The sequence below is a fragment of the Variovorax sp. VNK109 genome, assembly GCF_049445855.1.
In the GTDB taxonomy this organism is placed as follows: Bacteria; Pseudomonadota; Gammaproteobacteria; order Burkholderiales; family Burkholderiaceae_C; genus JAGOCV01.
In genome coordinates, this window is record NZ_JBMSDV010000002.1 from 18,572 (window position 1) to 42,814 (window position 24,243).

General features: G+C 65.5%; 29 protein-coding genes. 6 read left to right on the top strand and 23 right to left on the bottom strand.

Going from position 1 to position 24,243, the window contains the following annotated elements; genetic code table 11:
* Positions 1–35: 35 nt before the first annotated feature.
* The 14 genes from ACO2Q9_RS07545 to ACO2Q9_RS07610 all read right to left on the bottom strand — a co-directional run bounded on the left by ACO2Q9_RS07545 (position 36) and on the right by ACO2Q9_RS07610 (position 12,615).
* On the bottom strand, positions 36–935 hold the full coding sequence (locus ACO2Q9_RS07545; protein WP_003090267.1) for a ribose-phosphate pyrophosphokinase: 900 nt from the start codon (positions 933–935) through the stop codon (positions 36–38).
* Positions 932–2,479, bottom strand: a complete 1,548-nt coding sequence (locus ACO2Q9_RS07550) for a thymidine phosphorylase family protein (protein ID WP_003121540.1) — start codon at positions 2,477–2,479, stop codon at positions 932–934. Before ACO2Q9_RS07550 ends, ACO2Q9_RS07545 begins: the two co-directional genes overlap by 4 nt.
* Positions 2,476–3,837 carry an MBL fold metallo-hydrolase RNA specificity domain-containing protein gene (locus ACO2Q9_RS07555; protein ID WP_003121539.1) on the bottom strand — a complete coding sequence of 454 codons (1,362 nt, stop codon included), beginning with the start codon at positions 3,835–3,837 and terminating at the stop codon, positions 2,476–2,478. Before ACO2Q9_RS07555 ends, ACO2Q9_RS07550 begins: the two co-directional genes overlap by 4 nt.
* Before the next feature lie 25 nt (positions 3,838–3,862).
* Positions 3,863–4,360 (bottom strand): TPM domain-containing protein, encoded by a 498-nt coding sequence (locus ACO2Q9_RS07560; RefSeq protein ID WP_003121538.1) that lies wholly within the window; start codon positions 4,358–4,360, stop codon positions 3,863–3,865.
* A gap of 1 nt (position 4,361) precedes the next feature.
* Positions 4,362–5,246 (bottom strand): TPM domain-containing protein, encoded by an 885-nt coding sequence (locus ACO2Q9_RS07565; RefSeq protein WP_009516027.1) that lies wholly within the window; start codon positions 5,244–5,246, stop codon positions 4,362–4,364.
* 1 nt (position 5,247) lies between these two features.
* Positions 5,248–5,859 carry a LemA family protein gene (locus ACO2Q9_RS07570; protein WP_003121536.1) on the bottom strand — a complete coding sequence of 204 codons (612 nt, stop codon included), beginning with the start codon at positions 5,857–5,859 and terminating at the stop codon, positions 5,248–5,250.
* Complete coding sequence (locus tag ACO2Q9_RS07575; protein ID WP_015012974.1) at positions 5,856–7,163, bottom strand: MFS transporter; 1,308 nt, start codon at positions 7,161–7,163, stop codon at positions 5,856–5,858. The genes ACO2Q9_RS07570 and ACO2Q9_RS07575 overlap by 4 nt, the downstream gene beginning before the upstream one ends.
* Before the next feature lie 31 nt (positions 7,164–7,194).
* On the bottom strand, positions 7,195–9,660 hold the full coding sequence (locus ACO2Q9_RS07580; protein ID WP_031687142.1) for a heavy metal translocating P-type ATPase: 2,466 nt from the start codon (positions 9,658–9,660) through the stop codon (positions 7,195–7,197).
* A gap of 32 nt (positions 9,661–9,692) precedes the next feature.
* The gene (ppk2, locus tag ACO2Q9_RS07585) at positions 9,693–10,556 is read right to left on the bottom strand and encodes a polyphosphate kinase 2 (RefSeq protein ID WP_003090242.1); all 864 of its coding nucleotides are present in this window, start codon (positions 10,554–10,556) and stop codon (positions 9,693–9,695) included.
* A 10-nt stretch (positions 10,557–10,566) separates the two neighbouring features.
* The gene (locus ACO2Q9_RS07590) at positions 10,567–10,725 is read right to left on the bottom strand and encodes a hypothetical protein (protein ID WP_010791738.1); all 159 of its coding nucleotides are present in this window, start codon (positions 10,723–10,725) and stop codon (positions 10,567–10,569) included.
* Position 10,726: 1 nt separating this feature from the next.
* Positions 10,727–11,377, bottom strand: a complete 651-nt coding sequence (locus ACO2Q9_RS07595; protein WP_003090238.1) for a methyltransferase family protein — start codon at positions 11,375–11,377, stop codon at positions 10,727–10,729.
* Positions 11,374–11,613 (bottom strand): DUF2933 domain-containing protein, encoded by a 240-nt coding sequence (locus ACO2Q9_RS07600; protein WP_003090237.1) that lies wholly within the window; start codon positions 11,611–11,613, stop codon positions 11,374–11,376. The genes ACO2Q9_RS07595 and ACO2Q9_RS07600 overlap by 4 nt, the downstream gene beginning before the upstream one ends.
* Before the next feature lie 11 nt (positions 11,614–11,624).
* A complete protein-coding gene (locus ACO2Q9_RS07605) occupies positions 11,625–12,026 on the bottom strand; it encodes a hypothetical protein (RefSeq protein WP_003090236.1) in 402 nt (133 codons plus the stop codon).
* 154 nt (positions 12,027–12,180) lie between these two features.
* Entirely contained in the window at positions 12,181–12,615 is a 435-nt protein-coding gene (locus ACO2Q9_RS07610) for a hypothetical protein (protein WP_079279895.1), read from the bottom strand.
* A gap of 143 nt (positions 12,616–12,758) precedes the next feature.
* Here ACO2Q9_RS07610 and ACO2Q9_RS07615 point away from each other — a divergent pair, with 143 nt between their 5' ends.
* On the top strand, positions 12,759–13,181 hold the full coding sequence (locus ACO2Q9_RS07615; protein WP_003090234.1) for a MerR family transcriptional regulator: 423 nt from the start codon (positions 12,759–12,761) through the stop codon (positions 13,179–13,181).
* Between the two features lie 234 nt (positions 13,182–13,415).
* Here ACO2Q9_RS07615 and soxR read toward each other — a convergent pair whose 3' ends face one another.
* Positions 13,416–13,841 carry a redox-sensitive transcriptional activator SoxR gene (gene soxR / locus ACO2Q9_RS07620; protein ID WP_006226036.1) on the bottom strand — a complete coding sequence of 142 codons (426 nt, stop codon included), beginning with the start codon at positions 13,839–13,841 and terminating at the stop codon, positions 13,416–13,418.
* A gap of 131 nt (positions 13,842–13,972) precedes the next feature.
* On the opposite strand from soxR, the gene ACO2Q9_RS07625 reads away from it, so the two are divergent.
* Together ACO2Q9_RS07625 and ACO2Q9_RS07630 are read left to right on the top strand one after the other, a co-directional pair.
* On the top strand, positions 13,973–14,353 hold the full coding sequence (locus tag ACO2Q9_RS07625) for a hypothetical protein (protein WP_006226035.1): 381 nt from the start codon (positions 13,973–13,975) through the stop codon (positions 14,351–14,353).
* A gap of 73 nt (positions 14,354–14,426) precedes the next feature.
* Positions 14,427–14,648 (top strand): MerR family DNA-binding transcriptional regulator, encoded by a 222-nt coding sequence (locus ACO2Q9_RS07630; protein WP_099459023.1) that lies wholly within the window; start codon positions 14,427–14,429, stop codon positions 14,646–14,648.
* Here ACO2Q9_RS07630 and mobH read toward each other — a convergent pair.
* On the bottom strand, positions 14,630–16,444 hold the full coding sequence (gene mobH, locus ACO2Q9_RS07635; protein WP_010791736.1) for a MobH family relaxase: 1,815 nt from the start codon (positions 16,442–16,444) through the stop codon (positions 14,630–14,632). The genes ACO2Q9_RS07630 and mobH overlap by 19 nt on opposite strands.
* Positions 16,445–16,742: 298 nt before the next feature.
* Between mobH and ACO2Q9_RS07640 the strand changes: the two genes are divergently transcribed.
* The 3 genes from ACO2Q9_RS07640 to ACO2Q9_RS07650 are packed head-to-tail and all read left to right on the top strand — an operon-like array spanning position 16,743 to position 17,922.
* Positions 16,743–17,060 (top strand): type II toxin-antitoxin system PrlF family antitoxin, encoded by a 318-nt coding sequence (locus tag ACO2Q9_RS07640; RefSeq protein WP_013391814.1) that lies wholly within the window; start codon positions 16,743–16,745, stop codon positions 17,058–17,060.
* A complete protein-coding gene (locus ACO2Q9_RS07645) occupies positions 17,060–17,518 on the top strand; it encodes a type II toxin-antitoxin system YhaV family toxin (protein WP_013391813.1) in 459 nt (152 codons plus the stop codon). The genes ACO2Q9_RS07640 and ACO2Q9_RS07645 overlap by 1 nt, the downstream gene beginning before the upstream one ends.
* A 26-nt stretch (positions 17,519–17,544) precedes the next feature.
* On the top strand, positions 17,545–17,922 hold the full coding sequence (locus ACO2Q9_RS07650) for a DUF3742 family protein (RefSeq protein WP_013391812.1): 378 nt from the start codon (positions 17,545–17,547) through the stop codon (positions 17,920–17,922).
* Between the two features lie 15 nt (positions 17,923–17,937).
* Here the strand turns inward: ACO2Q9_RS07650 and ACO2Q9_RS07655 are convergent, their stop codons facing one another.
* The 7 genes from ACO2Q9_RS07655 to ACO2Q9_RS07685 all read right to left on the bottom strand — a co-directional run bounded on the left by ACO2Q9_RS07655 (position 17,938) and on the right by ACO2Q9_RS07685 (position 24,232).
* Entirely contained in the window at positions 17,938–19,455 is a 1,518-nt protein-coding gene (locus ACO2Q9_RS07655) for a conjugal transfer protein TraG N-terminal domain-containing protein (protein WP_042992643.1), read from the bottom strand.
* Between the two features lie 13 nt (positions 19,456–19,468).
* A complete protein-coding gene (locus ACO2Q9_RS07660; RefSeq protein WP_013391810.1) occupies positions 19,469–19,840 on the bottom strand; it encodes a hypothetical protein in 372 nt (123 codons plus the stop codon).
* Positions 19,837–21,231, bottom strand: a complete 1,395-nt coding sequence (locus ACO2Q9_RS07665; RefSeq protein WP_013391809.1) for an integrating conjugative element protein — start codon at positions 21,229–21,231, stop codon at positions 19,837–19,839. Before ACO2Q9_RS07665 ends, ACO2Q9_RS07660 begins: the two co-directional genes overlap by 4 nt.
* 9 nt (positions 21,232–21,240) lie before the next feature.
* Positions 21,241–22,191 carry a TIGR03756 family integrating conjugative element protein gene (locus tag ACO2Q9_RS07670; protein ID WP_003116802.1) on the bottom strand — a complete coding sequence of 317 codons (951 nt, stop codon included), beginning with the start codon at positions 22,189–22,191 and terminating at the stop codon, positions 21,241–21,243.
* Complete coding sequence (locus tag ACO2Q9_RS07675; protein WP_003116803.1) at positions 22,188–22,634, bottom strand: TIGR03757 family integrating conjugative element protein; 447 nt, start codon at positions 22,632–22,634, stop codon at positions 22,188–22,190. The genes ACO2Q9_RS07670 and ACO2Q9_RS07675 overlap by 4 nt, the downstream gene beginning before the upstream one ends.
* A gap of 163 nt (positions 22,635–22,797) precedes the next feature.
* Entirely contained in the window at positions 22,798–23,292 is a 495-nt protein-coding gene (locus ACO2Q9_RS07680; RefSeq protein WP_003116804.1) for a JAB domain-containing protein, read from the bottom strand.
* A gap of 175 nt (positions 23,293–23,467) precedes the next feature.
* Positions 23,468–24,232, bottom strand: coding sequence for a DsbA family protein (locus tag ACO2Q9_RS07685; protein ID WP_003116805.1), 765 nt, complete (start codon positions 24,230–24,232; stop codon positions 23,468–23,470).
* Positions 24,233–24,243 lie beyond the last annotated feature (11 nt).

Consider the following 24,243-nt stretch of genomic DNA (forward strand, 5'->3'; position numbering starts at 1 on the left):
GATCGTGAGCGTCATGGCGAGCGCGGCGCAGCGGCTCATGGCGCGCCGGCTTCCATCAGTTCCTGCACCGCTGTCGCCAGCGGTGCCACCACGCTGATGCCGTTAGAGACATGCGGCACGGTGTCGCAGGTCACCACCCGCTGGGGCCCTGCCGCAAGAAGTGCGTGGTACGCGTCGGCGGCGAACAGGGCGTGCACCCCAATGCACACCGGTGGCGGCAATCCCACGCTGCGCACACTGGCGATTGCCTGGATCATCGTGCGCGCGCTGGACACGATGTCATCGATGAGCACAGGCTGGCGGTCTGCCAGGGCCGCGGTGTCGGGAAGGCTGACCTCCACGTCCTTGTCGCCCCGGCGGATCTTCTGCAACACCGTGAACGGCGCGCCAGCCAAGCGCGCGACTTCCTGGACCCATTGCTCGCTTTCCGCATCGGGTCCGATCAACACGGGACGGTCCACATGGGCTGCGACCCAGGCCGCGATGGCGGGCGCGGACTGGACCACACGGGTCGGCACCCGGTAGACCTCGCCGAGCGAGCGGTAGCGGTGCAGATGGGGATCGACGGTGACGATACCGTCGAACACCGTCGACACCAGCGCAGCGAACGTGCGGGACGTGATGGCTTCGCCCGTGTTGAAGCGCCGGTCCTGACGCAGGTACGCCAGGTACGGGGCAGCCAGCAACACGCGGGTGGCGCCGAGGTCGCGCGCTGCGTCCGCGGCGAACAACAAGGGCAGCGCCTTGGCGTCCGGCTGTGCCAGGCTGGCCACGATCACGACGGTGCGGCCGGTGACGTCGGCGTCCAGCCGCACCAGCGACTCGCCGTCCGGGAACCGGTGCAGTTGCAGGGCAGCCCGCTGCGCGCCCAACGCCCGGATCAGTCCATCGGCGAAGTCTTCGTCGCCCGGCAGGTGAAAAACGAGAGGTTTCATAGGTTCTCCGAAATCTGGAAGATCGGTGGGCGCGAGCGGACGAACTGCAGCGCATAGGCCAGCTCGCCCGGCGCCTGGGCGTGCAGCGTGAAGAGCGGCTGTCCCGCTTCGACCTGGTCGCCCAGGCGCGCATGCACGTCGATGCCGGCGGCAGCGGCGGTCGGTGCTCCGGCGAGCTTGGCCGCCCGCGCGAGCAGCCGGTTGTCGATTCGGGAGACCCGTCCCGTGGACGGCGATGCGACGGTGTGCCGATGCGTTGCCACCGGGATGCTGCGCAGGCCGCCCTGCTCAGCGCAGATCGCCTCGAACGTGGCCCAGGCGCGGCCGTCGGCCAGCACCTGCGTGGCGAGCGTCAGGCCGCCGCCGGCGGGCGCTGCACCGCCCATTTCGAGGATGTCCGCCGCCAGCCGCAACGCTCGCTCCCGCAGGTCGGCCGGGGCCTCGGGCGTCCCTTGTAGGACGGCCAGCACGTCGCGGGCCTCCAGTGCCGGGCCGATCCCGCGGCCGACCGGCTGCTCACCATCGGTGACGCGCAAGGCCACGTGCAGGCCGATGGCGCTGCCCACCTCCTGCAGGCGCCGACCGAGCGCCGCCGCGGCCTGCGCGCTGCGCACTTTGGCGGTGGCACCCACGGGCAGGTCGATCAGCACATGGGTCGAGCCCGCAGCGGCCTTCTTGGACAGGACCGAGGCGACGAGCTGGCCCTCGCTGTCCAGGTCCAGCGGCCGCTCGACGCGGATGAGGATGTCGTCGGCGGGGCTGAGCCGTACCGAGCCGCCCCAGACGATGCAGCCGCCCGTGCGTTCGACCACGCGCCGCATGCTTCGCACATCCAGGTTCACCGGCGCCAGCACCTCCATTGTGTCGGCCGTCCCGGCCGGCGAGGTGATGGCGCGCGAGGAGGTCTTGGGCATCGTGAGGCCGCAGGCGGCCACGATGGGCACCACGAGCAGGGTCGTGCGGTTGCCGGGCAGGCCGCCGACGCAATGCTTGTCCACCACCAGCGGGCGCCCCCAATCGATGCGGTCACCGACGCCAATCATGGCTTTCGTGAGCGAGACGGTCTCCGCGAGGTCCAGGCGATCGCCGGCGCAGGCGGTGATGAAGGTGGCCAGATGCAGGTCAGAGTAATGGCCCGCCGCGACGTCGGAGATGATGGCGCTGAACTCGGCATCGCCCAGGGCATTGCCGTAGACCTTGGCCCGGACATGGCTGAGCGAATCCAGCGGCGGTGCATGGGTCACCGTGACCAGCTGGCCCGGCTGCGCCCCCAGCGACGCCCATGCCGATTCGGACAGGCCAGCGACGTTCTCGGCCAGCCAATCCCCATCGACGACGCTGAGCGTCGCCACGATGCTGCGGCGGCCGGCCGTCAGCTGCACGCGCGCCTGGGTCGTGAAACCCTCCGACCGGCAGACAGGGCAGTCGCGCCGCATGTAGACCACCGGCTCCTGATGGGTGTCGATGCCGGTGCGCCACGCCTGCAGCGTGTTCACGCCATCCTCTCCGGTGCCGGTGCCGGTCTCGTGCAGGTGCGCCGTCATACCAGATCCACCGTCTGCAGGTACTCGGGCACGGCAACCGACCAGCCCAGTTCATGGTCGATCCGCGCGCGCAGCGCATCGGCCGCCTCCGGCTCGCCGTGGGTCACGAAGGTTCGGCGCGGTGTTTGCGTGAAGCCGCGCATCCACGCGAGGATCTCGTCGGCATCGGCGTGGGCGGAAAGGTTGTCGAGCGAGGCCACCTCGGCGCGGATCGGCACGTCCTGGCCATGGATGCGGACGGTGGACGCGCCGTGCACGATCGCGGCGCCACGGGTGCCGCCCGCCTGGTAGCCGGCGAACAGGATGGTGTTGCGATGGTCGGGCGCGAATGACTTGAGGTGGTGCACCACGCGTCCTCCAGTGGCCATGCCACTGGCGGAGATGATGACCATCGGTCCACGACCGGCGCTGAGCGCCTTGGACTCCTCGACCTTGTTGACGATCTTCGCGGCATGGCACATGCCCTCGCATTCCTCGGGCGAGAGCCGGTGCTCGTCGCGATGGGCGTGGTACAGCCGTGTGGCATCGATGGCCATCGGGCTGTCCAGGTACACGGGCAGGTGCTGGTGGATGCGCCCTTGCTTCTTGAGCTGGTAGATGCCGTACATCAGGCTCTGCGCTCGGCCGACAGCGAACGCTGGGATGACCACGACCCCTCCACGGGCGGCCGTCTTGTTGATGACAGTCTCCAGCTGCGCCAGTGCGTCGGACGCTTCATGCTTGCGGTTGCCGTAGGTGGATTCCACCAGCAGGTAGTCGGCGCCGGGGACCTGCACCGGCGGGCGCAGCACCGGGTCGTTGGGCCGGCCGATGTCGCCGGAGAAGAGCACGGATCGCCGGCCGTCGTTGAGGTGCACGAAGGCCGAGCCGAGCATGTGCCCGGAAGGCGTCAACCGCGCGGTGAGTCCGGGCAGCGCCTCGAAGTCCTGAGAGAACGGACGTGGCGCGAACAGCTTCAGGCAGCGCTCGGCGTCCTCACGGGTGTACAGCGGCAGCGCGGGCTGGTGTTTGGAGAAACCGTGCCGGTTGGCGAACTTCGCCTCTTCCTCCTGCAGATGGCCGCTGTCGGTGAGCAGGATCTTGCACAGCTCGTGCGTCGCGGACGTGCAGTAAACCCGGCCGCGAAAGCCTTGTCGCGCCAGCAGTGGCAGGTAGCCGCTGTGGTCGATGTGGGCGTGGGTGAGCACGACCGCGTCGACGGTCTTGGGCGCGACCGGCAGCGGCTCCCAGTTGCGCAGGCGCAGCTGCTTGAATCCCTGGAACAGGCCGCAGTCCACCAGAATGGTCGCGTCGCCATGGCACAGCAGGTATTTGGAACCGGTCACGGTGCCGGTGGCACCCAGAAACTGAAGTTGCATGGTAGGTCTCCAAGGATGTTGTCGTTCAAAGAAGGACCGGCCGATCCGGCAACTCGTTGCCGTGGTCCGCGCCCCGCGGAAAGTGCTGCACCAGCAGGTGGCTGACGGCCACGATGCCTTCCAGGGCTCCGGCCTCGAAGCGTCCCTGCGCAAACTGGGCTTCCATGCGCTGGCACACAGCCGACCACCTTTCGGCACCGCAACAGGCATGGATGCCGCGATCGGCCACGATCTCCACGGCCCGGTCGGCCAGCAGCACGTAGATCAGGACGCCGCTGTTGTGCGCCGTATCCCACACACCCAGGCGTGCGAACAGGTCCAGCGCCCGCTCGCCCGGCGATTGGTTGCGCCACAGTGGCGATCCGTCCAGCGCACCCTCGACCACGAAGCGCAGTTGGCCCCCATGCTGGAACTCTCCCGTGCGGATGGCCTGCTCGATCGCATCCAGGGCACGCGGGGGGAAGGCGCGGCGGACTGCGCGATCCGTGGTCGCAAGGTGGCGAAGAAGTCGTTGCATGTTCATCTCACCACCGTCCTGACGCGCCGCCGCCACCGAAGCCGCCGCCGCCGCCGCGGAATCCTCCGCCCGGCCAGCCGCCTCCCCGGTGGCGCCCGTGCAGGCCGCCGTGGCCACCCATGCCGATGCCCAGCAGCGTGACGAGGAATCCCGCCAGTCCAGCCACCGCGGCCACCGCGAAGGTGCCCACCAACAGCCACGCAGCGGCACCCAGCACGCCAGCCGTGACCAGGGAGCCTGGAAGGCGGCCGAGGGCGTTGCGCAGCACTCCGCCCAGCATCAGGGCCGCGACGAACAGGAAGGGCCAGGCCTGCCCGATGTCGTTGGTCTGCCCCTGCCGCCGTGGGTCCGCCGCAGGCAGGGCCTCGCCATCGATCACCCGCATGATCTGTTCGGCGCCTGCGGCGATGCCGCCGTCGAAATCGCCCTGGCGCAGGCGCGGCGTGATCACCTCGTCGATGATGCGCCGCGATACCACGTCGCTCAGCGCACCCTCGATGCCGTATCCGACTTCGATGCGCACGGTGCGGTCGTCCTTGGCCACCAGGAGCAACGCGCCGTCGTCCACCTTGCGACGGCCGAGCTTCCATTGCTCTACCACCCGCAGGGTGTACTGCTCGACGGGTTCGGGCCGCGTCGAGCGGACCATCAGCACGGCGATCTGCACGCCCTTGCGTTGCTCGAAGGCCCGAAGCTGCGCATCCAGCGCGGCGACACGATCGGCGGCGAGCGTTCCCGTGAGATCGGTGACGCGCGCCTGCAGCGGGGGAACGGCGACCAACTCCTGCGCGGACGCGACCGAAAGGAACAGGCTCAGCAGCAGCCAGGCCAGAGCGTGGGCCAGCCGAAGAGGGGCCGCCGGAGAGAGCACCGCTGTTCTGGGCGTTCTCATGTCAGGGGCGCGCCGCCGGCGACGAGGCGCCGAAATCGACCTGTGGCGGCGCCGCCATGGCCTTCTCGTCGGCGACCGAGAAATTGGGCTTGACGACGTAGCTGAACAGCTTGGCCGTGATGTTGGTCGGGAAGCTGCGCGTGAGCACGTTGTAATCCTGCACCGCCTTCACGTAGCGCCCACGCGCCACGGTGATGCGGTTCTCCGTGCCCTCAAGTTGGGCACGCAGGTCTTGAAAAGCCTGGTTCGCCTTGAGTTGCGGGTAGTTCTCGCTCACCACCAGCAGCCGGCTCAGCGCGCCGGACAGTTCGCCCTGTGCCGCCTGGAACTTCTGGAACGCCTCGGGGTTGTTGACGAGTTCCGGCGTGGCCTGGATCGAGGTCGCCTTCGCGCGGGCCTCGACCACCCGGGTCAGCGTCTCCTGCTCGAAGTTGGTCTCGCCCTTGACGGTCGCGACGATGTTGGGGATCAGGTCGGCGCGCCGCTGGTACTGGTTCAGCACCTCGGACCAGGCGGACTTGGTCTGCTCGTCCAGCCGCTGGAAGTCGTTGTAGCCGCATCCGCTCAGCGACAGGGCAAGCGCTGCGAGCAGGGACATCAGGATCAGTCTCATGGTTCGGTTTCCGTGGAAGTGAGAAAAGTGCGGGACGGTGAAGCGCTCACCAGGACGGGGTTGGCTGGCCACCAACGCCGCGGAATGAGCAGCAGCGCGAGGGTGGCGGCCAGTGGAATCGACAGCCACGCAAAGGTGCTCTGCATCACAGCGCCGAATAGCCATCCGGTGGCGGCCGATCCCAGTGTTTGTCCGAGGCCGGCTGCCGCGGCGAGCCCTCCCATCGCGATACCGAGCCGCCGCGCCGAGGTGCCGGCAGCGAGGTAGGCCAGGGTGGGGAGCACGAGACCCGTGCCCGCAGCCGTGAAACTCACGCCGACGTACAGCCACATCTCGCTGCCATGGCGGGCCAGCATCAGGAGCCCGGCGATGCCCAGGACCATGCCGCAGGCCAGTACGCGGCGTGGGTCGGCGCGCTCCAGCAGGCCGGTGAAGAACAGCACCGCGTTGACGCCCAGCATCACCAGACTGCACTCGGCGAACATCAACGACACCTCTCGGGAGGAGAGATCGGGGTGGCGCTGGCCCTGCAGCACGATGCCGAGTTCAAAGCCGGCAAGCACGAACATGACCACACCGTTGAGAATCCAGAGCGCCAGGGAGCGGCTCCGGGGTGCTCCGTCGTGATCGGCTGCGTCCGCCTCTCCAAGGGAGGAAGGTGCGGGAAGCGTTGCGGCCAGGCCCAGCATCATCAGCGCGCCGAGCGCGGCCGAGAGTGCGATTACGAGCGTGGTCGATGAGCCCTGTACCAGCACGCTCAAGAAGCCCAGGCCGACAAGCCGTTCTGCAGCGGCGTTCAGGCCGGGGCCGAACAGGAACCCGAGCAGCGACATCGCACCCAGCCATGCAAAGCGCCTGGCGCGAATCGATTCTGGGGTGTACTGCGCGACGAGCGCCGGCACCACCGGCACGACCGCGGCCACAAAAAAGCCCGTCGCGCCGCGCAGCGCATAGATGCCGACCACGCCCAGGGACTCGGGGCGCAGCAGCGGGAGCAGGCTGGCCACGTAGCCGATCAGGCCCACCAGCAACACGCGGGCACGCCCCAGCCTGTCCGCCAGCATGCCCCACAGGGGCGCACCCAGCAGGATGCCCGCCGTGTAGATGCCGCTGAGGTAGCCGACATGGCGCGCAAGCGCCGCAGGATCCGCGTCGCCCATCAAGGGCCGCAGCCAGTCGGGGATCAAGGGCATCAGTGCCCCATATCCGGCCGAGACGACGAATACGGCCGCAGCGAGCCAACCCAGCTGCGCGACGCCGAGGTCTTGCTGGCGGGTGGGCCCGGATTCGCGCGGTGATCGCATGGCGCGGCTCTCTACCATGGTGGCCCGCCGCTCAGGCTGACGCGGCCGCTGGGACACTGACACGCGACGTCACGCGCTTGATCCCCGGCAGGCGCGTGCGCTTGAGCATCAGCGCATTGATCGCGACGATCGCGGAACTGCCCGACATGGACAATGCAGCGACCTCGGGCGACAAGGTGAACGGATACAGCACCCCGGCCGCCAGCGGGAAGGCGATCACGTTGTAGGCCACGGCCCACCAGAGGTTCTGGTGCATCTTGCGCAGCGTCGCCCGGGACAGTTCGATGGCCCCGACCACGTCGTAGGGGTCACTCTTCATCAACACCACCTGGGCGCTTTCCATCGCAACGTCCGTCCCCGCGCCAATCGCAAAGCCCACGTCGGCCTGCGTCAGCGCCGGAGCGTCGTTGATGCCGTCGCCGACCATGCCGACCTTGTGACCCTGCTGCTGCAGTTCCTTGATCTTGGAGGCCTTCTGCCCGGGCAACACATCCGCAAGCACGATGTCGATACCCAGTTCCTTGCCGATGCGCTCGGCGGTCGCCTGGTTGTCGCCGGTCAGCATCGCGACCTTCACGCCGCGTGCCTGCAGCTTGGCGATCGTCTCGCGCGAGGTCGGCCGCACGGCATCGGCGATCGCGATGAGGCCGATCAGCCGGCCACCGCGCGCGACGTGGACCACAGTGCGCCCCCCGCCTTGCAGCCGCGCCGCCTCGCTGGCAAGGGGGGCCAGATCCACCTGTTCCGACTGCATCAGCAGCCGGTTGCCCAGGAGCACCGTCTCGCCCCCGATAGTGGCCCGTGCGCCTTGCCCATCGATGTTGGTGAAGTTCTCGGTGACCTCCGTCGGCATGTCTTCCGCACGCTTGAGCACTGCGAGCGCGAGGGGGTGCTCGGAGAACTTCTCCACCGCGGCGGCCGTCGCCAGAAGCCGCGTCTCCTCGACACCGGGCGCGGCCACCATCTCGACGACATCGGGCTGCCCCAGTGTCAAGGTGCCGGTCTTGTCGAACACCACGACCGTCAACTTGGTGGCGTTCTCCAATGCGGCCGCATTCTTGAAGAGAATGCCGTTCATTGCGCCCAGCCCGGTCCCGACCATGATGGCCATCGGGGTGGCCAGCCCCAGCGCATCAGGGCATGCGATCACGAACACGGTGATGGTCAAGGTGAGTGCGAACAGTAATGTCTGTCCCATCACCCAGTACCAGACGCTGAAGGTCAGCAGGCCAATCACGATCGCCGCCAGCACCAGCCACTGGGATGCGTGGTCGGCCAGCAGCTGGCCGGGGGCCTTCGAGTTCTGGGCCTCCTGGACCAGCTTGACAATCTGCGCCAAGGCCGTGTCCGCGCCGACCTTCGTGGCCTTGTAGCGAAAGCTCCCGCTCTTGTTGATGCTGGCGCCTACGACGGTGCTGCCCACGCCCTTCTTGACCGGCATGGACTCGCCCGTCAGCATCGACTCGTCCACTTGCGACGCGCCCTCGACGATCTCGCCATCCACCGGGATCTTGTCGCCGGGCTTGATCACGACCAGTTCCCCGGCTGCAACCTCGGCGGTCGGTACCTTGGTCTCCACCCCGTTGCGCACGACCGTGGCCATGGGTGGGGCGAGATCCATCAACGCGCGAATCGCGTCGGATGCGCCCGCGCGGGCGCGCATCTCCAGCCAGTGCCCCAGCAGGATGAAGACCAGCAGCACCGATGCCGCTTCATAGAACACCTCACCCTCGTAGAAGAAGGTCGCGCCGATGCTGAACAGGTAGCCGGTGCCCACCGACAGCACGACCAACGTGGCCATGTTGGCGACGCCGTTGCGCAGCGCGCGCCACGCCGCCACGTAGAAAGGCCAACCTGGATAGATGATCGCGGCACTTGCGAGGAAGAAAAGAAAGAGCTTGTCGTCCAGCCCGAACGGCGTCTGGAAGTCGCCGAACATCTTCCCCATCGGGGAATAGAAGAACACGGGAATGGCGAAGACCAGGGCCACGAAGAAGCGATTGCGCATGTCCCGAGCCATGTCCTGCATCGAGCCCGACCCGTGGCCCATGTCGTGCATCATGTCGTCCATCGCAGGGTCGCCTGCGTGGGCCTGGTGCGCAGCATGGGCGGCGGGCGTCGTGGCCGCAGCCTTCGCGCGTGCGGCCGTGGCGGGGGCATGCGCGTGGTGCCCCTCATGCCCCATCTCTTGCGCCTGACGTGCGGGTGCGCCGTGATGGCCGTGCACCGCATGGCTGGGGTCGGCAGAGACGCCAGCGGCGGGCGCGCACACGTGCTTGGGCGTCTGCTCGCCACGGCAGTGATAGCCGCATTCGGCGATGCGCTGGCGCAGATCCTCGACACTGAGTTGTCCCTCATCGAGATGGACCGTTGCGCTTCCCGCAACATAGTTGACATCTGCATGATGGACGCCGGGAAGCTGCAGCAGCTTGCGGCGTACTCCCTCCGCGCTCAGGCTCGATACGAGCCCTCCGACTTCAACGTTGATCGACTTCATGGCTGTTCTTCCTGTTCGCTGTGTTCGTGGTCTCAACGAGCGAGTCGGCCCGAGTCCAGGCAGTCCTGCGAGAACTCGAAGACGATCTCCCGGTCGGGAGCGATGACCTTGTGCTTCTTGCCGGCGTAGTGCAGCCGGGAGAGGATGTCTCTGATCAGGTTGAGCCTCGCCAACCGTTTGTTGTCGGCGTGCACGACAGACCAGGGCGCCGCGGCCGTATGGGTGCGCATGAACATCTCGTCGCGCGCCCGTGTATAGCCGTCCCAGTGCTTAAGCGCGACGGCATCCACCGGGCTCGACTTCCACTGTTTGAGGGGATCACGGCGGCGTTCCCCGAGCCGGCGGCTCTGCTCCTTCTTGCCGATGTCGAGGTAATACTTCAGCAGCTTGATACCGGAGTTGACCAGCATCTCCTCGAACTTGGGCACTGAGTTCATGAATTCCTCGTGCTCCTCGGCGGTACAGAAGCCCATCACCGGTTCCACGCCCGCACGGTTGTACCAACTGCGGTTGAACACCACGAGCTCTTCGCCAACTGGCAGGTGCGGGACGTAGCGCTGGAAGTACCAGCCCGTGCGATCCCGGTCGGAGGGCTTTCCTAGCGCGACGACCCGTGTTTCCCGAGGACTCAGGTGTTCGACCAGCCGCTTGATGCTGCCGTCCTTGCCTGCGCCGTCCCTTCCCTCCAAGAGGATCAGGATACGGTCGTTGCATTTGATGAAATGCCGCTGCAGTTTCACCAGTTCGATCTGCAGCATGTGCAACTGTGCTTCGTAGTCCTCGCGGCCGATCGAGCGTGTCGCTGTCTCGTCGCGCGCTGAGCCGTGGGCAGTGCCGGTGCCGTCCACATCGGCCTTGTGCTTGGCGCCTTTGGCGCCCTTCTTGTTCTTTGCCATGGGTTCTCCGTTAGGTCTGGTCGCAGGCGATCAGCATTGCGTGTGTCGACGCCCGGCGGGGCGCGGCGCTCATGTCCGCATCCGAGCGGGAGCCGCAGCCATCGCCTTGTCCGTAGGCTGCAGCCAGGTACGGTCGATTGATGCGCTGACGCCAGCGGGTCTTCTTCATGTCAGCCTCGCTGGCGCGTGTCCGAGAGGGAGGGAAGGAAGCGCGGCGTGCGCGCGGCATAGGCGTCGAACTCGGCGCCGAACTGCTTGCGCATGTCCTTCTCCTCGTTGACAGCCAGCCTCGAATACATCACGACGAGGAAGGGGAACATCAGCAGCGTCAACAGCGTCGGCCACTGCAGCAGAAAGCCGAAAAGGATCGCCACGAAGGCCACATACTGCGGGTGCCGAATCCTGGCGTATGGGCCGCTCACGGCAAGTTGGGCGTGCCGTTGCGCGTGGTAGAGCACCGTCCAGGCGCTCGACAGAAGCCAGAAGCCGCCCCCGATGAAGATGTAGCTCGCGATATGAAGCGGGCTGAAGTGAGGGTCGCCGCTCTCGCCCAGCAGGGTCGACCAGAGATGGCCGCTGTTGTGCGACAGCAAGTCCAGACTGGGATACTTGGTCTGAAGCCAGCCGGACAGCACGTACAGCGTCAGCGGAAAGCCGTACATCTCGACGAACAAGGCAACAATGAACGCTGCGAATGTCCCGAAGGTTCTCCAGTCGCGCGAGGTCTGCGGTTTGAAGAAGCTGAAGGCGAACATGATGAAGACCGCCGAGTTCACGAGGACGAGCAGCCAAAGCCCATAAGCGGGCGCATCGTGGTTCATTTGCGCTCTCCCGGGTACGGTGGATTCGCCTTGCTACCGTCGCCTGGTACGGCATGGCGATGCATCAGCACATGAGCGATGACGCAAGTCGCCAGGAGGACCAGTGGCAGCGCGGCCAGGTAGTGCCCGCGGTGTTCCGTCAGCAGCATGTAGATGCTCACGGCCAGGAAGACCAGAAAGCCCAGGAACCATCGCGAGCGCGAAAACCTTGGACCGGTGCGGTGAGAAGTTGTCATGGTCGTCCTCCTCACTTCGCCGGCTCAGGCATCCGGTCCATCATCATCTGCATCATGGACTGGCACATGTCCATGCGCATTTCGAGCATTTGCTGCCGCTCAGCTGTCGGCGCCGACTCGGCTCCATCCTTCATTGCGCCCATCATCGCCATGCCAGCCCGCATGGCCTGCATGTGTTCGGCCATGAGCGCCTTGCGCTGCGCAGGCGTCTTCGCAGCCACCATCCGTTCGTGCATGGCCTGCATCGACTTCAGTTGCGCATCCATGCCCTCGGTGGTCGGCGCCCTTGGCGTCTCGGCCGCGGTCGGACTCGCACCTGCGGGGTGATGGGCCTGATGGTTGTCCTGCGCGAACGCAGACAAGGTGACCAGTGCGGCGCCAACGATGGCCGCGATCGAATGCGTGAATTTCATTTCTCTCTCCTTTAGCCGCGGGTGCCTGCCATTGGGGCGAAACCGATGTCGCCGCAAGCGGACGAAGCCCTATGAAAACTCCGTAGTCGGGTACAGAGTCAAGGCTTATGAGTTGTGCGCCGGGTGTGACCGACACGGCAACTCAAAGGAGGCGCTACAGCGCGAGACGCTCGAACAGCAGCCACGACGGCCGCTTGGGAGGTGGTCGCTGGTGACCCCTCGATGGGATGGCTCGCAGAGCCAACGTCGGAGCCAGCAGCTGGTCTCCATAGGCGGGAGGCGCCAAACCGACGAGGTCGAACGCGAAGGTTGGTGCTTTCTGAATGGCGGACTGGTTGACGTCGCCGCAGAGCTTCAGGCACGGGGCCTTCGACGGGTCGTGGGAACCTTCTTCGTGCTCACCATGGAGGCCTTCATGATTTCCATGCCCGGACGATGGGACATGCTCATACCCGACAGCATGCCGATGTTGCTGCGGAGACTCCAGAAGGCAGGCATTGGCCACCCCGGCCCCGAGCGCAAACAGCCATACCCCGAGCACCATCCACGCGATGGCGCGAATCCTGCGGTGGTTGAGAAGTGTGCGCATGTGCGGCCTATTGACCCATTGACACCTGTGATCCTATTCCCAACTGAGCTGCGGGAAATTGATTTGGATCAAATGGAGGCAAGGGTCAACTACGCGGTACTGCGTTATTCTGTGTTGCTCGTGAATAGACAGTGGATCGCTCGATGAACGAAGGTTTGGGTGATTGGATGACGGTTGGCAGGCTGGCGAAGGTCGCTGGCGTCGGCGTGGAGACAATCCGCTACTACCAGGGACGCGGCCTGTTGCCGATCCCGAAGAACGCCGGCAGCTTCCGGCGCTACCCCGCTTCGATGATCCAGCGGATCGGCTTCATCAAGCGCGCTCAGAGCCTTGGGTTCTCGCTGGACGAGGTGAAGTCGCTCTTGGATCTGGAGGATGGGCGGAATCGCCGGGCTATTCAGACGGTGACACGGCGGCGCCTTGACCAGATCGATGAGAAGGTTGGCGACCTTCAGCGCATGCGAGGCGCTCTGAGAGACATGCTGGAGAGGTGCGAAGACACGGGAGAGGCGCTTCCTTGCCCTATCATTGCTGCGCTCATGGGGCCTTTGAATACGTCCGAATGATTGCGCGCTGTGAGGAACAGACGAGACCCAAGGAAAGCGAACGAGGCCTGTCGCACTTCGTTGGTAATGGTCGTGCGGACTGTTCGCTGCACAAAAATGCCGAATGAATTTTCAGCAATCTCACGGCCGACTTAGACGACGTGAACTGCGGCGGTCGGCGTAGCGGATACATCGCCCTACGTCGACCCTGCCGGCGCGATCCACTCAGTCGACTGTCAATCTCACAAGTCCCGCCTATTCTCGCTCAAGGATACGCGCACCGGGCCCCTGGCCTGCGAGTATGTCGCCCGGATTACGCAACGGGCACTCTTTGAGAGAGAGACAACCGCACCCGATACATCCCCCGAGTTCGTCCCGCAGCCGCATCAACTGCGTAATGCGGTCGTCAAGGTCTTCACGCCACCTAGACGCCACACGGCGCCAATGCGCAGCAGTCAGATGAACGCCCGGCTGATACTGCCCGAGAGCGTCGAGCACTTCGTCCAGCGATAGTCCGGCCCGCTGCGCGACTTTGACGATGGCCAGATACCTCAAGATAGCGGGCGAGTATCTCCGCTGATTTCCGGACGTGCGTTCGCTCTGGATCAGGCCCTTGGACTCGTAGAAGTGGATCGTGGATACGGGCAGGCCGCTGCGCTGTGACACCTCTCCAACCGTCATGCGAGGCTCGCAACCTAGCCTTGTCAGTCTTGCGGGTGAGTTGGCCTATGGAGCGATTGTTTCCGCGGATCATCCTGGCGCTTCGGTGCGGGAAATGGTTTTGCTCAGCGCCGCAAGGCAGACTGCCTTACGTGGCGGGCGAGGACGTGGCGCGCACCGCTGCGGCGGTACTGCGGGCGGACCCTGTTCCGCCCGGAGAGCTGGCGATCACCGGCCCGCAGGCTCTCACCGCCGAGGCGCTGGTGAACAGCATCAATATCATCTTCGGAGCCAGCATCGACCTGGTGCCCGTCAGTGAGGAAGCCCTGGCGCTGCATCTGCAGGTCTCGGGCTTTCCGAAATCCACGGTGCGAGAGGCGCTGATCATCGAAGAGGTGTCCAAACGCGGGCTGGCGCCGTTCTCCGACGGTGTCATCGAGCAGATGACCGGTCAGCCGCCGCGCAGCATCGAGGCGGTGCTGGTCGAACACCGCCTCGATTTGCTGTTGTCCACCAGCACCCCCCGGCTTTGAGACGAGTCGACTTCTTCGACTCTAGAGGCTGCAGGCGTGCTTGCTGCAGTACATGATCCACGCCGAGACGATGATGAAACAACGATCTGTACGAACAGCCACCCCGACGACGGTGGTCGCCAAGCCTTTTGCCACGGAACGTGTGCCAATTGTTGGCGACGTCGCCAGCCTCGGCGGCGTAACCGTGTCCAACGTTCGTTTCTATGAAGCAGAGAGGTTGATCCATGCTACGCGCACGGCAGGCAACCAGTGCCTCTATGGGCCCGTATCTAGCACCTATGCCAGTTTCAAGTAGGGATTGTTCGGTGGCCGCTCATCGAACAGTTGGCCAGGGTCATCGAGTAAGTAGCCATGCAGCTTGCGCGACTTGCGCGGGCCGGTGACCTCGCAGGTCCAGATGTTTAAGCTGCTGGGCTGCTTGCGATGGACCTGCAGCTTCTCGAAGCGCTTCTGGACCCATTGCCAGTCGACAACGGCATCCTGCTTGGCGAGTGCTGGAACTTGAGGATGCTCCTGGACATAGCGCTGAAACACCCCAGGGCTTACCAGGAACACCGTGTCGTCCACGGTATGCACCAGTGCCTTGGCATCGTTGAGGATCAGCTTTCGGCTCTGCAAGCCATGCCTAAGCCAGCCCATGAAGTGCTCGCCCGAAGGCTGCTGTGTCGATGCCGAAGATTTAGACGCTGGCACAGGCAGTACCAGCGAACTCGTTGCGAAGGCCGGGACGGGCTCTGCATCCTGTCGCGTCGCAAGGAGGTGTCCGGAGCCCACCATCGCCAGCATGTCTTCCATGACGTCAGGCAGGGGCTGAACTGCGGGCGGTGAAGCCAAGTTAGCGGGGCTGCTGCCTTCCCAAGGTGGCGTCGTCTGTTCTTCCAAGACAGGCTTCGCGGCAGTCATAGGCGGGGCAGCCTCCGAGCCAGCATCCTTCTCGATTGCCGCAGCGTCGATTGCCACCGTGCCGGTAAACGATGCTGGCCGTTCGCCAGCTTCCCAGATCAGCGCGGGAGCTAGACGCAGCAGGGTAAATGAGTGGGACCAGCCGGTCGCACTGGTCACGGTCGCGCGCCAGACCGCCTTCCCGTCCGACGTCGGCTGCAATATGCCGTGGTCCTGAAGCACGTTGAACACCGCAGTGTTGTTCGTAGGGATGCCATCGATGCCCTCTGACAGCAGGTGCGCACGTAGCTTGTCCGAAACCGTCTTGCTCACCAGCCACAAGGCGTCCTCGGTGAGCCAGCCATCGGAGGCTTCGGGCTGGTTCAGCTTCAACTCTTCCTTGAGCAGGTAGCGCAACCCGTCCAGCAGCTTGCGTTGCAGCGCGTGCTTGGGGGCGGCCATAGCGCGCGCGGGATCGCCTCCCAACTCTTGGGCCACGGAAGCGCGGTCGGCCTGTACGACAAGTTCGCCCAGCACGCCGGCGTGCTCGTACTGGCCGGCCAGGACGTAGAGCAGCGGTCCCCACAGGTCGGGATAGCCACTGAGCCAGTCCAGGGCATCACGGTCGAGGAGTTGGCGGTAGAGCAAACCTGTCGCAGCGCTGTGGAGCCGATATTCTCGATCGTCGCGGTAGCGGAAGCGGTATGGCTGGTGCAGCGGGCCGTGCCAGGGGTGCCACAGCGAGCCGTCGGCCAGTTCGACGTGCAGATCGACGGCGATCTTGCCGATGTCGTGCAGCAGCGCGGCATAAGCGACTGCGGCAGTCCAGGCTTCAGACTGCGCCGCCTGGTCTTCGGGACTGGCGCCAATGGGCAGCAGATGGGACTGCCGCAGCTTGAGCGCATAGGCGACGATCTCCAACCCGTGATCCAGCATGCCGCCGGGGTAAGCGTGGTGATGGCTTTCCGATGCGGGGAATTGTTGGACCAACTCGGCGTAGTGCTCCAGCGGCGTGCGGTATAGGGTGGCGAACTGCCGCCGCGACAGCGACGTGCGCTGCCAGATGTGTTCCAGCAGCTTCTGCCGGCGCGGTGTTGCCAGCAGCGATGCGGCCGATTCGGGCCGCAGCAACCCTTTCGGGAGGTCGGTGGCGGGCGCTGGCGACGGGGCAGCGACCGGGGGCCGTTTTCGCTGGAACAGAGAGAGCATGCGGGTGTCCTGTCGCGGGCCGAGCGGGAGGCCTTTTTGCCTTTTCGGGATAGAGCCTTTCCCCTTGCACCCCATTCCCTTGCCATTTCGACCCTTTACAGCCTTTGGGTATAGGGCGACGGGTGCTGACCGTCCACCGCCAATGCGGGTTGCAGCAGGGCCGGATTGATGCAGGAAGGCTGGCTGTTCACGCCCTACGATGGGCCGATTCTTGGACTCGGAGAACGCCGTGAGGCTTCACGTTGACAAAGTAAGGAAATTTCCTTACCATGCGGGTATCGCAATCAGGAGAGCCGCCATGCCTGCCATCCACGAAGTTGCCACGCTGACCTCCAAAGGCCAGATCACGCTGCCCAAGCCCATCCGGCAGGCGCTCGGCGTCGATGCCGGTGGCAAGCTCGCGTTCGATCTGCGGGGCAGCGAAGTCGTCGTCACCCGCGTCGATGCCGAGCATGAGGACCCCGCCATCGGCGCATTCCTGAGCCTGCTGGCCCGCGACATCGAAGCTGGCCGGAACGTCCAGGGCCTGCCCGAGGATCTGGCCCGCGCCATGCTGGAGCATGCTGGCCACGGTCTGGACCTGGACGAGGAGATCGACGGGAAAGTGGAACTCTGATGCAACGGCATGGCTGGACGCTGCTCTTCCACGACTGCGTGATCGAGCAGTTGCAGAAACTGCATGCGACCGCGAGGCGCGCGCAGGAGAACGACCCGACGGGCTTCGAGTCCAATGCCAACGTCAAGCTCTTCCGGGCCTTGAGCCAGTTGATCTTGGATGTGGTGCCAGGCGATCCGGCACGCGACGAGTACCGCCAGGGCAACACCTTGGGACCTGCCCACCGCCACTGGCGAAGGGCCAAGATCGGACGGCGGTTCCGGCTGTTCTTCCGGTATGACTCGAAGGCGAAGGTCATCGTGTACGCCTGGGTCAACGATGAACAGACCCTGCGGTCTTCGGGTAGCAAATCGGACCCGTATGTCGTGTTCGAGAAGATGCTCGGGCGCGGGAACCCACCAGACGACTGGCATGCGCTGATACAGGCAAGCAAGCAGGATTGGAGCAAACTGGAATAGGCATCGCTCAATAGCAGGAGACGACCATGAACACCACGACACGCATCCGTACCGCAGAACGACTCGGCCGCACCTTGGGTCGCGGATGGCGTGCCTACGTGCGCGGCGAACGCCGGGCATCGAGCTGGTTGGTGTCAAAGGGGGGGGCGGCGGCCGGTGCCACCGCGCTCGTGTGGGTGGTCAAGCTGGTTGCGCTCGGGGTGCTGCTGTACACCACCTTCTGGCTGGCGGTGTTGCTACTGCTGGGCGTTGCGGCGGTATGGATGGCTGGCAATTCGGCTAGAGATGAAGACCGCTGGACGCAACAGGATGAATTGCGCAATGGCGAGGCGGGCTTTGGCCTGTATTCTTCCAATGGCCAGCGGCTCGACCCTCACGACCCGAACGATCCGTTCGATGACTGAGGTTTGGCCTGTTTGTCACAGAACCTTGCCGGCTACCTTGTTTACACCTGACCCGGCGCTATCACGCGCTTCCTTGGAGCCGACAGCAAGGTTCTGAGCAATCACCCCAGCCTTAACTCCGACCCACCCCAAAGCAGCGACCCAAAACGTCGGCAGGACCAGAAACATCGTGCCTGTGACGAACATCAGGAGCATGTCGCCGAAGGCGTTGTTCAGCCCCACCAGCGGGTCGAAGTTGGTGTGCGGCCGGTTCCAGCCGAACCCCCAGCCATAAAGTGCGTCCAGGATCGTCGAATCGATCCAGCGCGCAAGCTGAAACCAGAAATCCGTGAAGAACAGCGCGAACTGCACGACGCTGACCGTGACGACCGTCTTCAAGTCATAGGTGCCCACGACCAGCACGAGCGGGATGCAGATTACCAATGCCATCTTGAGCAAGGCGAGCACCATCGGCAGCGCCTGCCGCACGACGTCCATCGCGGGAAACGAGGCAATCGCGCCAACTGCCATTCCAACGTCTCCCGTAGCCCGCGTCACGATGTTTGGCAAGGTCTTGTCGATCTGGCCGCCGTAGTCGGTATAGACGCTGCCTTGGTTCAGCTTCTGCTGCCGCGGTGACGCGATCGCGCGGATCACCGAATTGTCCACCTCGGCCCGGCTCAGGAAGCCAGCCCAGCCCGCCAGGCGATTGAGCAGGCTCGGGTCCACCTGTCCCAGCAGCCGTGCCCGCAGGCCATTGCTGCCATCAGCCCACCATTGCCTGCAGGTCGGGTAGCCACCGCCACTGGATACCTGGGCCAGCCCAGCGTCGCGGTTGCTGTCATAGGGCCAGTCATCGCGCGGCGTGCTGGAGCGATACGTGTCGTAGTACCCGTTCGTGTCGGTGAAGAACCGCGATCCGATCCAGGTCACGTCGTGCATCTGCTGCTCATCAAGTTGAGGGCGCTGCATGAACAATTTGGCCCGTGCAGGCCCATAGCAATCCCGAGAGAAATCCGCTACTTCCTGAGCCAGCACCGGATCATCGATGCGCGTGGCGTCGATCTCCATGCGCATCTGCCGCAGGTCCGTGCCGCACGGGATTGCCGCCACCGAAGCGCCCGTGACGGCGCGCGAGAGCGCGTGCATGAACGCCCACCACACCGGCACCTTCGCCGACTGGTTGTTGATGGTGCTGAAGGACTGCGACCAGCCGGTATCCGCGGGCTGCGCCACGCTGACCTGGCACTGGGCCGAGCGCGAGCTGTCGTACTGGATGGTGTTTAGGTCCACGTCGATGAACGGAATGCCGGCGAACATCACCACCACGATGGCGACGAAGACCCGGTTCTCGATGCGGGCGGCGCTCAGCACGCCTTTATTGCCCTCGTCGGCGCCTTCAGCACGAGCTTTCAACCACTCCTGCACGACGATGGCGACGAAAGGCAGCGCGAATACCCCGCTGGATACGAGGACCGCCCAGATGCCGTTGTTGACGATCCAGGAAACGAGTGTGAGGTAGTACTCCAGGTAGTCGGTCGTGAAAAGCGTCATGGCCTCGATCCCCTCAAGCGGCCTGCATCAACAAGCTGGCTTCCAGCACGACGATGGCGACGACGCCCGCGATCTCGCTGCGCATCAGGCGGCGCCGTGCCTGCCCATCTGCCCCGTCCTGGTCTTCGCGCGCCAGCAGCCGGCGGCGCATCCAGAGCCACCCGTAAACCGTGGCCCCGTACAGACACAGCCGCCACACGAAGAAGTAGCCCGATGCGGCCGCGAGCCACCGCTCCCATCCGGCCACGCTGCCGACCAGGTAGATGCCGGCGATGTTGGCACCCACCGCAGCGGCGACGAGCACCACCGCCCACAGCAGCGCCGTCGCCGCGCGCCGGCTGAAGAGCCAGCGCAAGGGGCGCCAGGCCATGCGCTCCGCGTTCATGGCCTGGCTCCGGGATTGCCCTTCTGCAACTGGTCAAGGCGGTCGGGTACCGGATCGCCCTCGTAGATGCCGCGCGAGCCGGCCGCCCGCGTGCCGTGGCGCTGGATGATGGCCATCGGCGAGTTGTTCGCCAGTTCGCGCCGCAGCTCCAATTCCGTCTTCAGGTTGCGGATCTCCCGGTCGAGCGTGTCGCTCTCATGGTTCACGGCCTGCACCGCAAGTTCGTTGGCTGCGACGTTGGGCTCCTTCTTGCCCGTGAGCAGCGTGCGTTGGAGCAGGAGCGCCTTCTCCAGCACCGATGACAGCGCCACTTCGGACGCGAGGCGCCGCGCCAGCAGGTCCTGGTCCGGCTCGTCGCGCAGCGCCTCGATCACGCCGCGGGTGATCGGCAGCGACGTGCTGCCGGCCTCGCGCAAGTTCTCGAAGGTGGTATTACGCGTGCCGGAAACCAGCTCCTGCAAGACCTCCAGCTTGGCTTCGTACTCCTCCTGGATCAGCGGCGTCAGCCCGACGCCGGGCACCGTCTCGGTCTTAGTGCAGGAGTCGCACGTGCGCTGCACCTGCTCTCCGAGGGCGCGCGTGGCCCATTCGGTCGCCTGCTGCGGCGACGTCCAGGTCTGGCAGGACAGGCTCGCGCAACTGGTGGACGCGATGGAGGAGGTGTCCGTCACGCCGCGACCGTTGACCAGGTTGTAGCCCGCGCGGGTGACGTCGCCGACCACCCGGATGGCGGACTGGCCCGCGCCACCGGCATTGCTGCCGCCCACCCAGGGCACGCCGTCGTTGCCGCGGCGCGTCTCGGCCTGCTCGACGGCCGATACGGCATCGTTGCTGCCAACCGCGTCACGCAGGGCCATGCCTTCGGCCATCTGGCTCCAGCCAAGCTGGCCACCCGCCGTCTCGGCCATCTTCTCCGCCATGGCGCGGCACGTCAGCTTGGAGCGGTCGAAGTCCAGCCGCGCCTGCAGCACGCCGTTAGTCAGCAGGTTGTACAGGCCCGGATCGGCGCGCTGAATGATCAGCGCCGGCAGCGATGCAACCGCGCTGGTCGCGCTCTGGATCACGTTGCTCATGATCTGCTGAAAGCCGTTCGTGATGCCGTTAAGCTGATTGCGCAGCGTGGTCTGGATGCTCATGTCGCCGCAGATCAGGTTGCTGTTCCACCCCACGCCGACCCCGATGGAACGCATGCCGGCCGCGCGGCCCATGGACACCGCACTGCCACCGCCGATCGAGTACATGACGTCATCGCCGAGGACGGGGCCGCTGTTCTGGTATCCGACCTGCGCCCACGCCATGCCGCAGACCAGAGCGAGCGTGCCGGCCAGCGCCGTCGGGCGCAGCAGGCGGCACGCCTTGGCGGAAAGGTTCATCGGTTCAGGACGCTTCATCGTGGCACCTCAGAGGAAATCGACGCTGCCCAGGAACACCTGACCGCGGCGTTCGCAGCACGCATAGGGACGCCACAGCGCCCAGGCGTAGTCGCCTTGCTGGGCCTGGGTCAGCGTGCCGCTGTGCGGGAACACCACGCAGGTGTTGGACAGGCGCGGCGTCAGCTCCTGCCACTTGCCCGTAGAGGCATCACCCTCCATCAGCTCGCCGGCCGGCCAGTAGCCGTCGCGGGCGTTGGCAAGCAGCGGCTGGTACACGTGGATCTGCCCGCGGCGCGTGACGACATCGCCCGCGCGCTGGGCCACCACAGCCCCGGATTTTTGGTCGTCGGTCTGGTGCAGGAAGCCGCCGCGCGGATAGACGTTGCCCCAGAGATTCATCGTGGTGCGCGCACCGACCTCGCGCATGCCCGGAATCAACGCCTCCGGGTAGGCCATTTCAGGCACGTTGTAGCGCCAAGCCAGCGTGTCCAGCGTGCTGAGTAGATACGGCATGAAGGCCGTGCCCGCGCCTTGGCAGAAATAGCCCGACGACGATGCGAACTGGTTGAATACCTCGCCGCCAGGATGGCCGATGACATCGCTGTTCTTGAATTTGGCGAGGTTGTTTTCGTGGTCTTCGTTCGTGGTCCCATCCCCACCTGCCTGTGCGGATGGGTTGGGCGTGCTCATCGCCTGCACTTCGACCCAGGGGTTCTCCCCGGTGTTGCTGTAGCTGGAGACGACCGCATCGGGCACGTAGTGCCGGACCTTGGTGGACGTGCGCACCGTGCAGCCCGTCCAGGTGCAGTAGAGCCAGTAGCAGATGCCCACCACCCGGTATTCCAGGCAGTCCGGCGACATGACGGAGGACACGATGGTGGCGGTGTTCAGGGCGTAGCTGCCGGTGGCGCTGACCAACAGCAGCGAGGCCACGGCGACGCGCAGGCGGCGCAGCAAGTCGAATGGGCGATGGGTCACGGCTGCGTCCTCCGGTACTGCTCGATGCGGGACACCGCCCGGGCCACGTCCGGCTCGCCATAGACCACATAGCGTTGATCTACCACGACGGCCGGGATGGCGGCGACGCCCAGGCTCCATGCATCGGCGACGCCCTGGTAGGCGGTGCCGATGCGGCGCTGAAGATCGGTGCCGCCTTGGTTCAGTCGTTGCCGGACGATGGCTGCTGCCCGCTCGGGGTCGGCCGGCAGATCCGCGGAAAGCTCGGCCTCGATCCGGGGCGCTTCGTCCAACTCGATCAGCCGCTCGCCGCCGGCGGTCTTGACCGGGTGGCGGCTGTCGGTGACGACCACCACGTCGGCGGCGAAGGTGGCCGGGCTGAACACGGCCAGAGATGCCGGCAGCGCCACGGCCAGGCCAAGGGTTCGCCAGCCTGGTGCGAACCGGGTAAAAGCTGCTGGCATGTCATGCGCCCCGGAAGTTGATCAGGGCCATAGTCAAACGCCGAACCCCACGCGGCCCCAACAAACAATGCGCATCGCGGCCACCCCGCATACCTGCTTGCGTCGCTGCGAAGAAAAAGCGGAGGCCGAAGCCTCCGCGCTGATCAACGAAGCAGTGCAACCTTTACAGCAGGCCGGACTCCGCAAAGGAGAACGGGGCACCCTGGCCGACGATGATGTGGTCCAGTACCCGCACATCGATGAGCGCCAGCGCGACCTGCAGTTGCTGGGTCAGCATGCGATCCGCGCTCGACGGTTCGGAGATGCCCGAGGGGTGCTGGTGGCTGAAGACCACCGCGGCGGCATTCAACTCCAGCACACGCTGCGCGACGACACGCGGATAGACCGATGTCGAGTTGATCGTGCCCCTGAACAACGGCTCGTAGGCCAGCACCTGGTGCATGCTGTCCAGGAACACAGCGGCGAATATCTCATTGGGCTCAGCGACCAGTTTCAGACGCAGGTAGTCCCGCACAGCGGCCGGTCGGCTGAGGCACGGTCCAGCTTTGAAGATCCGTCTCTCCAGCAGCACGATGGCTTGCTGGATGATCCAGTCCTCGTGTTGGGTAGCGATGGCGGAAAGCGACTCCAGGTAGGAGTCATTGACGACGAAAGACATGGCGAACCTCCAGACGGTGAGATCGGAGGGCGCGCGCCCTGGGAGGGCAAGCCCTCCTGGGGAACGAACAAGGTGCATCCATCACCGCGGTAGCGGTGATCGTTCGCGGCCAGGACGCGAGGCGAACGGGTTGCGGTCAGCGCAGCGGACTGCGCCGTAGCCTTGAAGACCGGGGCTACCTGGGCATGTCGCCGACGACGTCGGCAGGCATTTCCGATGTGGGTGTGGTGGCGGGATCGCCGGCGGCGAGCATGTCCATGGCTGACAGCAAGGCATCGCCCTCGATCGGACCCTGCAGCAGGATCGCCTTGCCGCTTTCGCGATCGTGCAGCCGCAGCGACGGCGTGGCGGTCACGCCGCTGTTCGTGGCTTCCGCAGTTTGGGTACGAATCGCCGCGTCGGGCCGCTCGCTCGCGATGCACTGCTCGATGGCTGGCGTCAGGTCGGGGTAGCGCAGGTCCTCGGGCAAGCCCTGGCCGTCGCTGCGCGTGTGGGCATATACCCACTCGACGGCTTGCCAGAAGGTGGCATGCCCGCCGGCTTCGCCGGCGCATTCCGCCAGACGCGCTTCGGCAGAAGCGGCCGGTTCATGTGCGGCCAACGGCAGGTGGTGCCATTGCAAGGCCACGTCGGCATTGCCGGCCACCCAACGTTTGAGCACAGGGAAATAGGACCGGCAGAACGGGCATTCGAGGTCCGCGTACAGCGTCAGTGTGAAACGACCTTCCGGATTGCCCATCTGCCACGGAGGCCCTGCCACCTGTGTCTCGCTGACTGGCGCCGAAGTCTGAGGTGTGGACCCGCCTGGCGAACGGGACACGAGCCAGATCAGCAGCAGCGCAACCAGCACTGCAGCCAACGCCCACGGCCAGCGGGTCCCCCAGCGCCGACGGCGGAACGCCTGCACCTGCATCGGGATGGAAGGATGTTTGTGTTCCATGGCGTTCTCCG

What these genes read in the sequence shown, in the direction of transcription:
- ACO2Q9_RS07545 (WP_003090267.1), bottom strand. Translation starts at nt 935, where the DNA reads ATGAAACCTCTCGTTTTTCACCTGCCGGGCGACGAAGACTTCGCCGAT.
- ACO2Q9_RS07550 (WP_003121540.1), bottom strand. Translation starts at nt 2,479, where the DNA reads ATGACGGCGCACCTGCACGAGACCGGCACCGGCACCGGAGAGGATGGC.
- ACO2Q9_RS07555 (WP_003121539.1), bottom strand. Translation starts at nt 3,837, where the DNA reads ATGCAACTTCAGTTTCTGGGTGCCACCGGCACCGTGACCGGTTCCAAA.
- ACO2Q9_RS07560 (WP_003121538.1), bottom strand. Translation starts at nt 4,360, where the DNA reads ATGAACATGCAACGACTTCTTCGCCACCTTGCGACCACGGATCGCGCA.
- ACO2Q9_RS07565 (WP_009516027.1), bottom strand. Translation starts at nt 5,246, where the DNA reads ATGAGAACGCCCAGAACAGCGGTGCTCTCTCCGGCGGCCCCTCTTCGG.
- ACO2Q9_RS07570 (WP_003121536.1), bottom strand. Translation starts at nt 5,859, where the DNA reads ATGAGACTGATCCTGATGTCCCTGCTCGCAGCGCTTGCCCTGTCGCTG.
- ACO2Q9_RS07575 (WP_015012974.1), bottom strand. Translation starts at nt 7,163, where the DNA reads ATGCGATCACCGCGCGAATCCGGGCCCACCCGCCAGCAAGACCTCGGC.
- ACO2Q9_RS07580 (WP_031687142.1), bottom strand. Translation starts at nt 9,660, where the DNA reads ATGAAGTCGATCAACGTTGAAGTCGGAGGGCTCGTATCGAGCCTGAGC.
- ppk2 (WP_003090242.1), bottom strand. Translation starts at nt 10,556, where the DNA reads ATGGCAAAGAACAAGAAGGGCGCCAAAGGCGCCAAGCACAAGGCCGAT.
- ACO2Q9_RS07590 (WP_010791738.1), bottom strand. Translation starts at nt 10,725, where the DNA reads ATGAAGAAGACCCGCTGGCGTCAGCGCATCAATCGACCGTACCTGGCT.
- ACO2Q9_RS07595 (WP_003090238.1), bottom strand. Translation starts at nt 11,377, where the DNA reads ATGAACCACGATGCGCCCGCTTATGGGCTTTGGCTGCTCGTCCTCGTG.
- ACO2Q9_RS07600 (WP_003090237.1), bottom strand. Translation starts at nt 11,613, where the DNA reads ATGACAACTTCTCACCGCACCGGTCCAAGGTTTTCGCGCTCGCGATGG.
- ACO2Q9_RS07605 (WP_003090236.1), bottom strand. Translation starts at nt 12,026, where the DNA reads ATGAAATTCACGCATTCGATCGCGGCCATCGTTGGCGCCGCACTGGTC.
- ACO2Q9_RS07610 (WP_079279895.1), bottom strand. Translation starts at nt 12,615, where the DNA reads ATGCGCACACTTCTCAACCACCGCAGGATTCGCGCCATCGCGTGGATG.
- ACO2Q9_RS07615 (WP_003090234.1), top strand. Translation starts at nt 12,759, where the DNA reads ATGAACGAAGGTTTGGGTGATTGGATGACGGTTGGCAGGCTGGCGAAG.
- soxR (WP_006226036.1), bottom strand. Translation starts at nt 13,841, where the DNA reads ATGACGGTTGGAGAGGTGTCACAGCGCAGCGGCCTGCCCGTATCCACG.
- ACO2Q9_RS07630 (WP_099459023.1), top strand. Translation starts at nt 14,427, where the DNA reads ATGAAACAACGATCTGTACGAACAGCCACCCCGACGACGGTGGTCGCC.
- mobH (WP_010791736.1), bottom strand. Translation starts at nt 16,444, where the DNA reads ATGCTCTCTCTGTTCCAGCGAAAACGGCCCCCGGTCGCTGCCCCGTCG.
- ACO2Q9_RS07640 (WP_013391814.1), top strand. Translation starts at nt 16,743, where the DNA reads ATGCCTGCCATCCACGAAGTTGCCACGCTGACCTCCAAAGGCCAGATC.
- ACO2Q9_RS07645 (WP_013391813.1), top strand. Translation starts at nt 17,060, where the DNA reads ATGCAACGGCATGGCTGGACGCTGCTCTTCCACGACTGCGTGATCGAG.
- ACO2Q9_RS07650 (WP_013391812.1), top strand. Translation starts at nt 17,545, where the DNA reads ATGAACACCACGACACGCATCCGTACCGCAGAACGACTCGGCCGCACC.
- ACO2Q9_RS07655 (WP_042992643.1), bottom strand. Translation starts at nt 19,455, where the DNA reads ATGACGCTTTTCACGACCGACTACCTGGAGTACTACCTCACACTCGTT.
- ACO2Q9_RS07660 (WP_013391810.1), bottom strand. Translation starts at nt 19,840, where the DNA reads ATGAACGCGGAGCGCATGGCCTGGCGCCCCTTGCGCTGGCTCTTCAGC.
- ACO2Q9_RS07665 (WP_013391809.1), bottom strand. Translation starts at nt 21,231, where the DNA reads ATGAAGCGTCCTGAACCGATGAACCTTTCCGCCAAGGCGTGCCGCCTG.
- ACO2Q9_RS07675 (WP_003116803.1), bottom strand. Translation starts at nt 22,634, where the DNA reads ATGCCAGCAGCTTTTACCCGGTTCGCACCAGGCTGGCGAACCCTTGGC.
- ACO2Q9_RS07680 (WP_003116804.1), bottom strand. Translation starts at nt 23,292, where the DNA reads ATGTCTTTCGTCGTCAATGACTCCTACCTGGAGTCGCTTTCCGCCATC.
- ACO2Q9_RS07685 (WP_003116805.1), bottom strand. Translation starts at nt 24,232, where the DNA reads ATGGAACACAAACATCCTTCCATCCCGATGCAGGTGCAGGCGTTCCGC.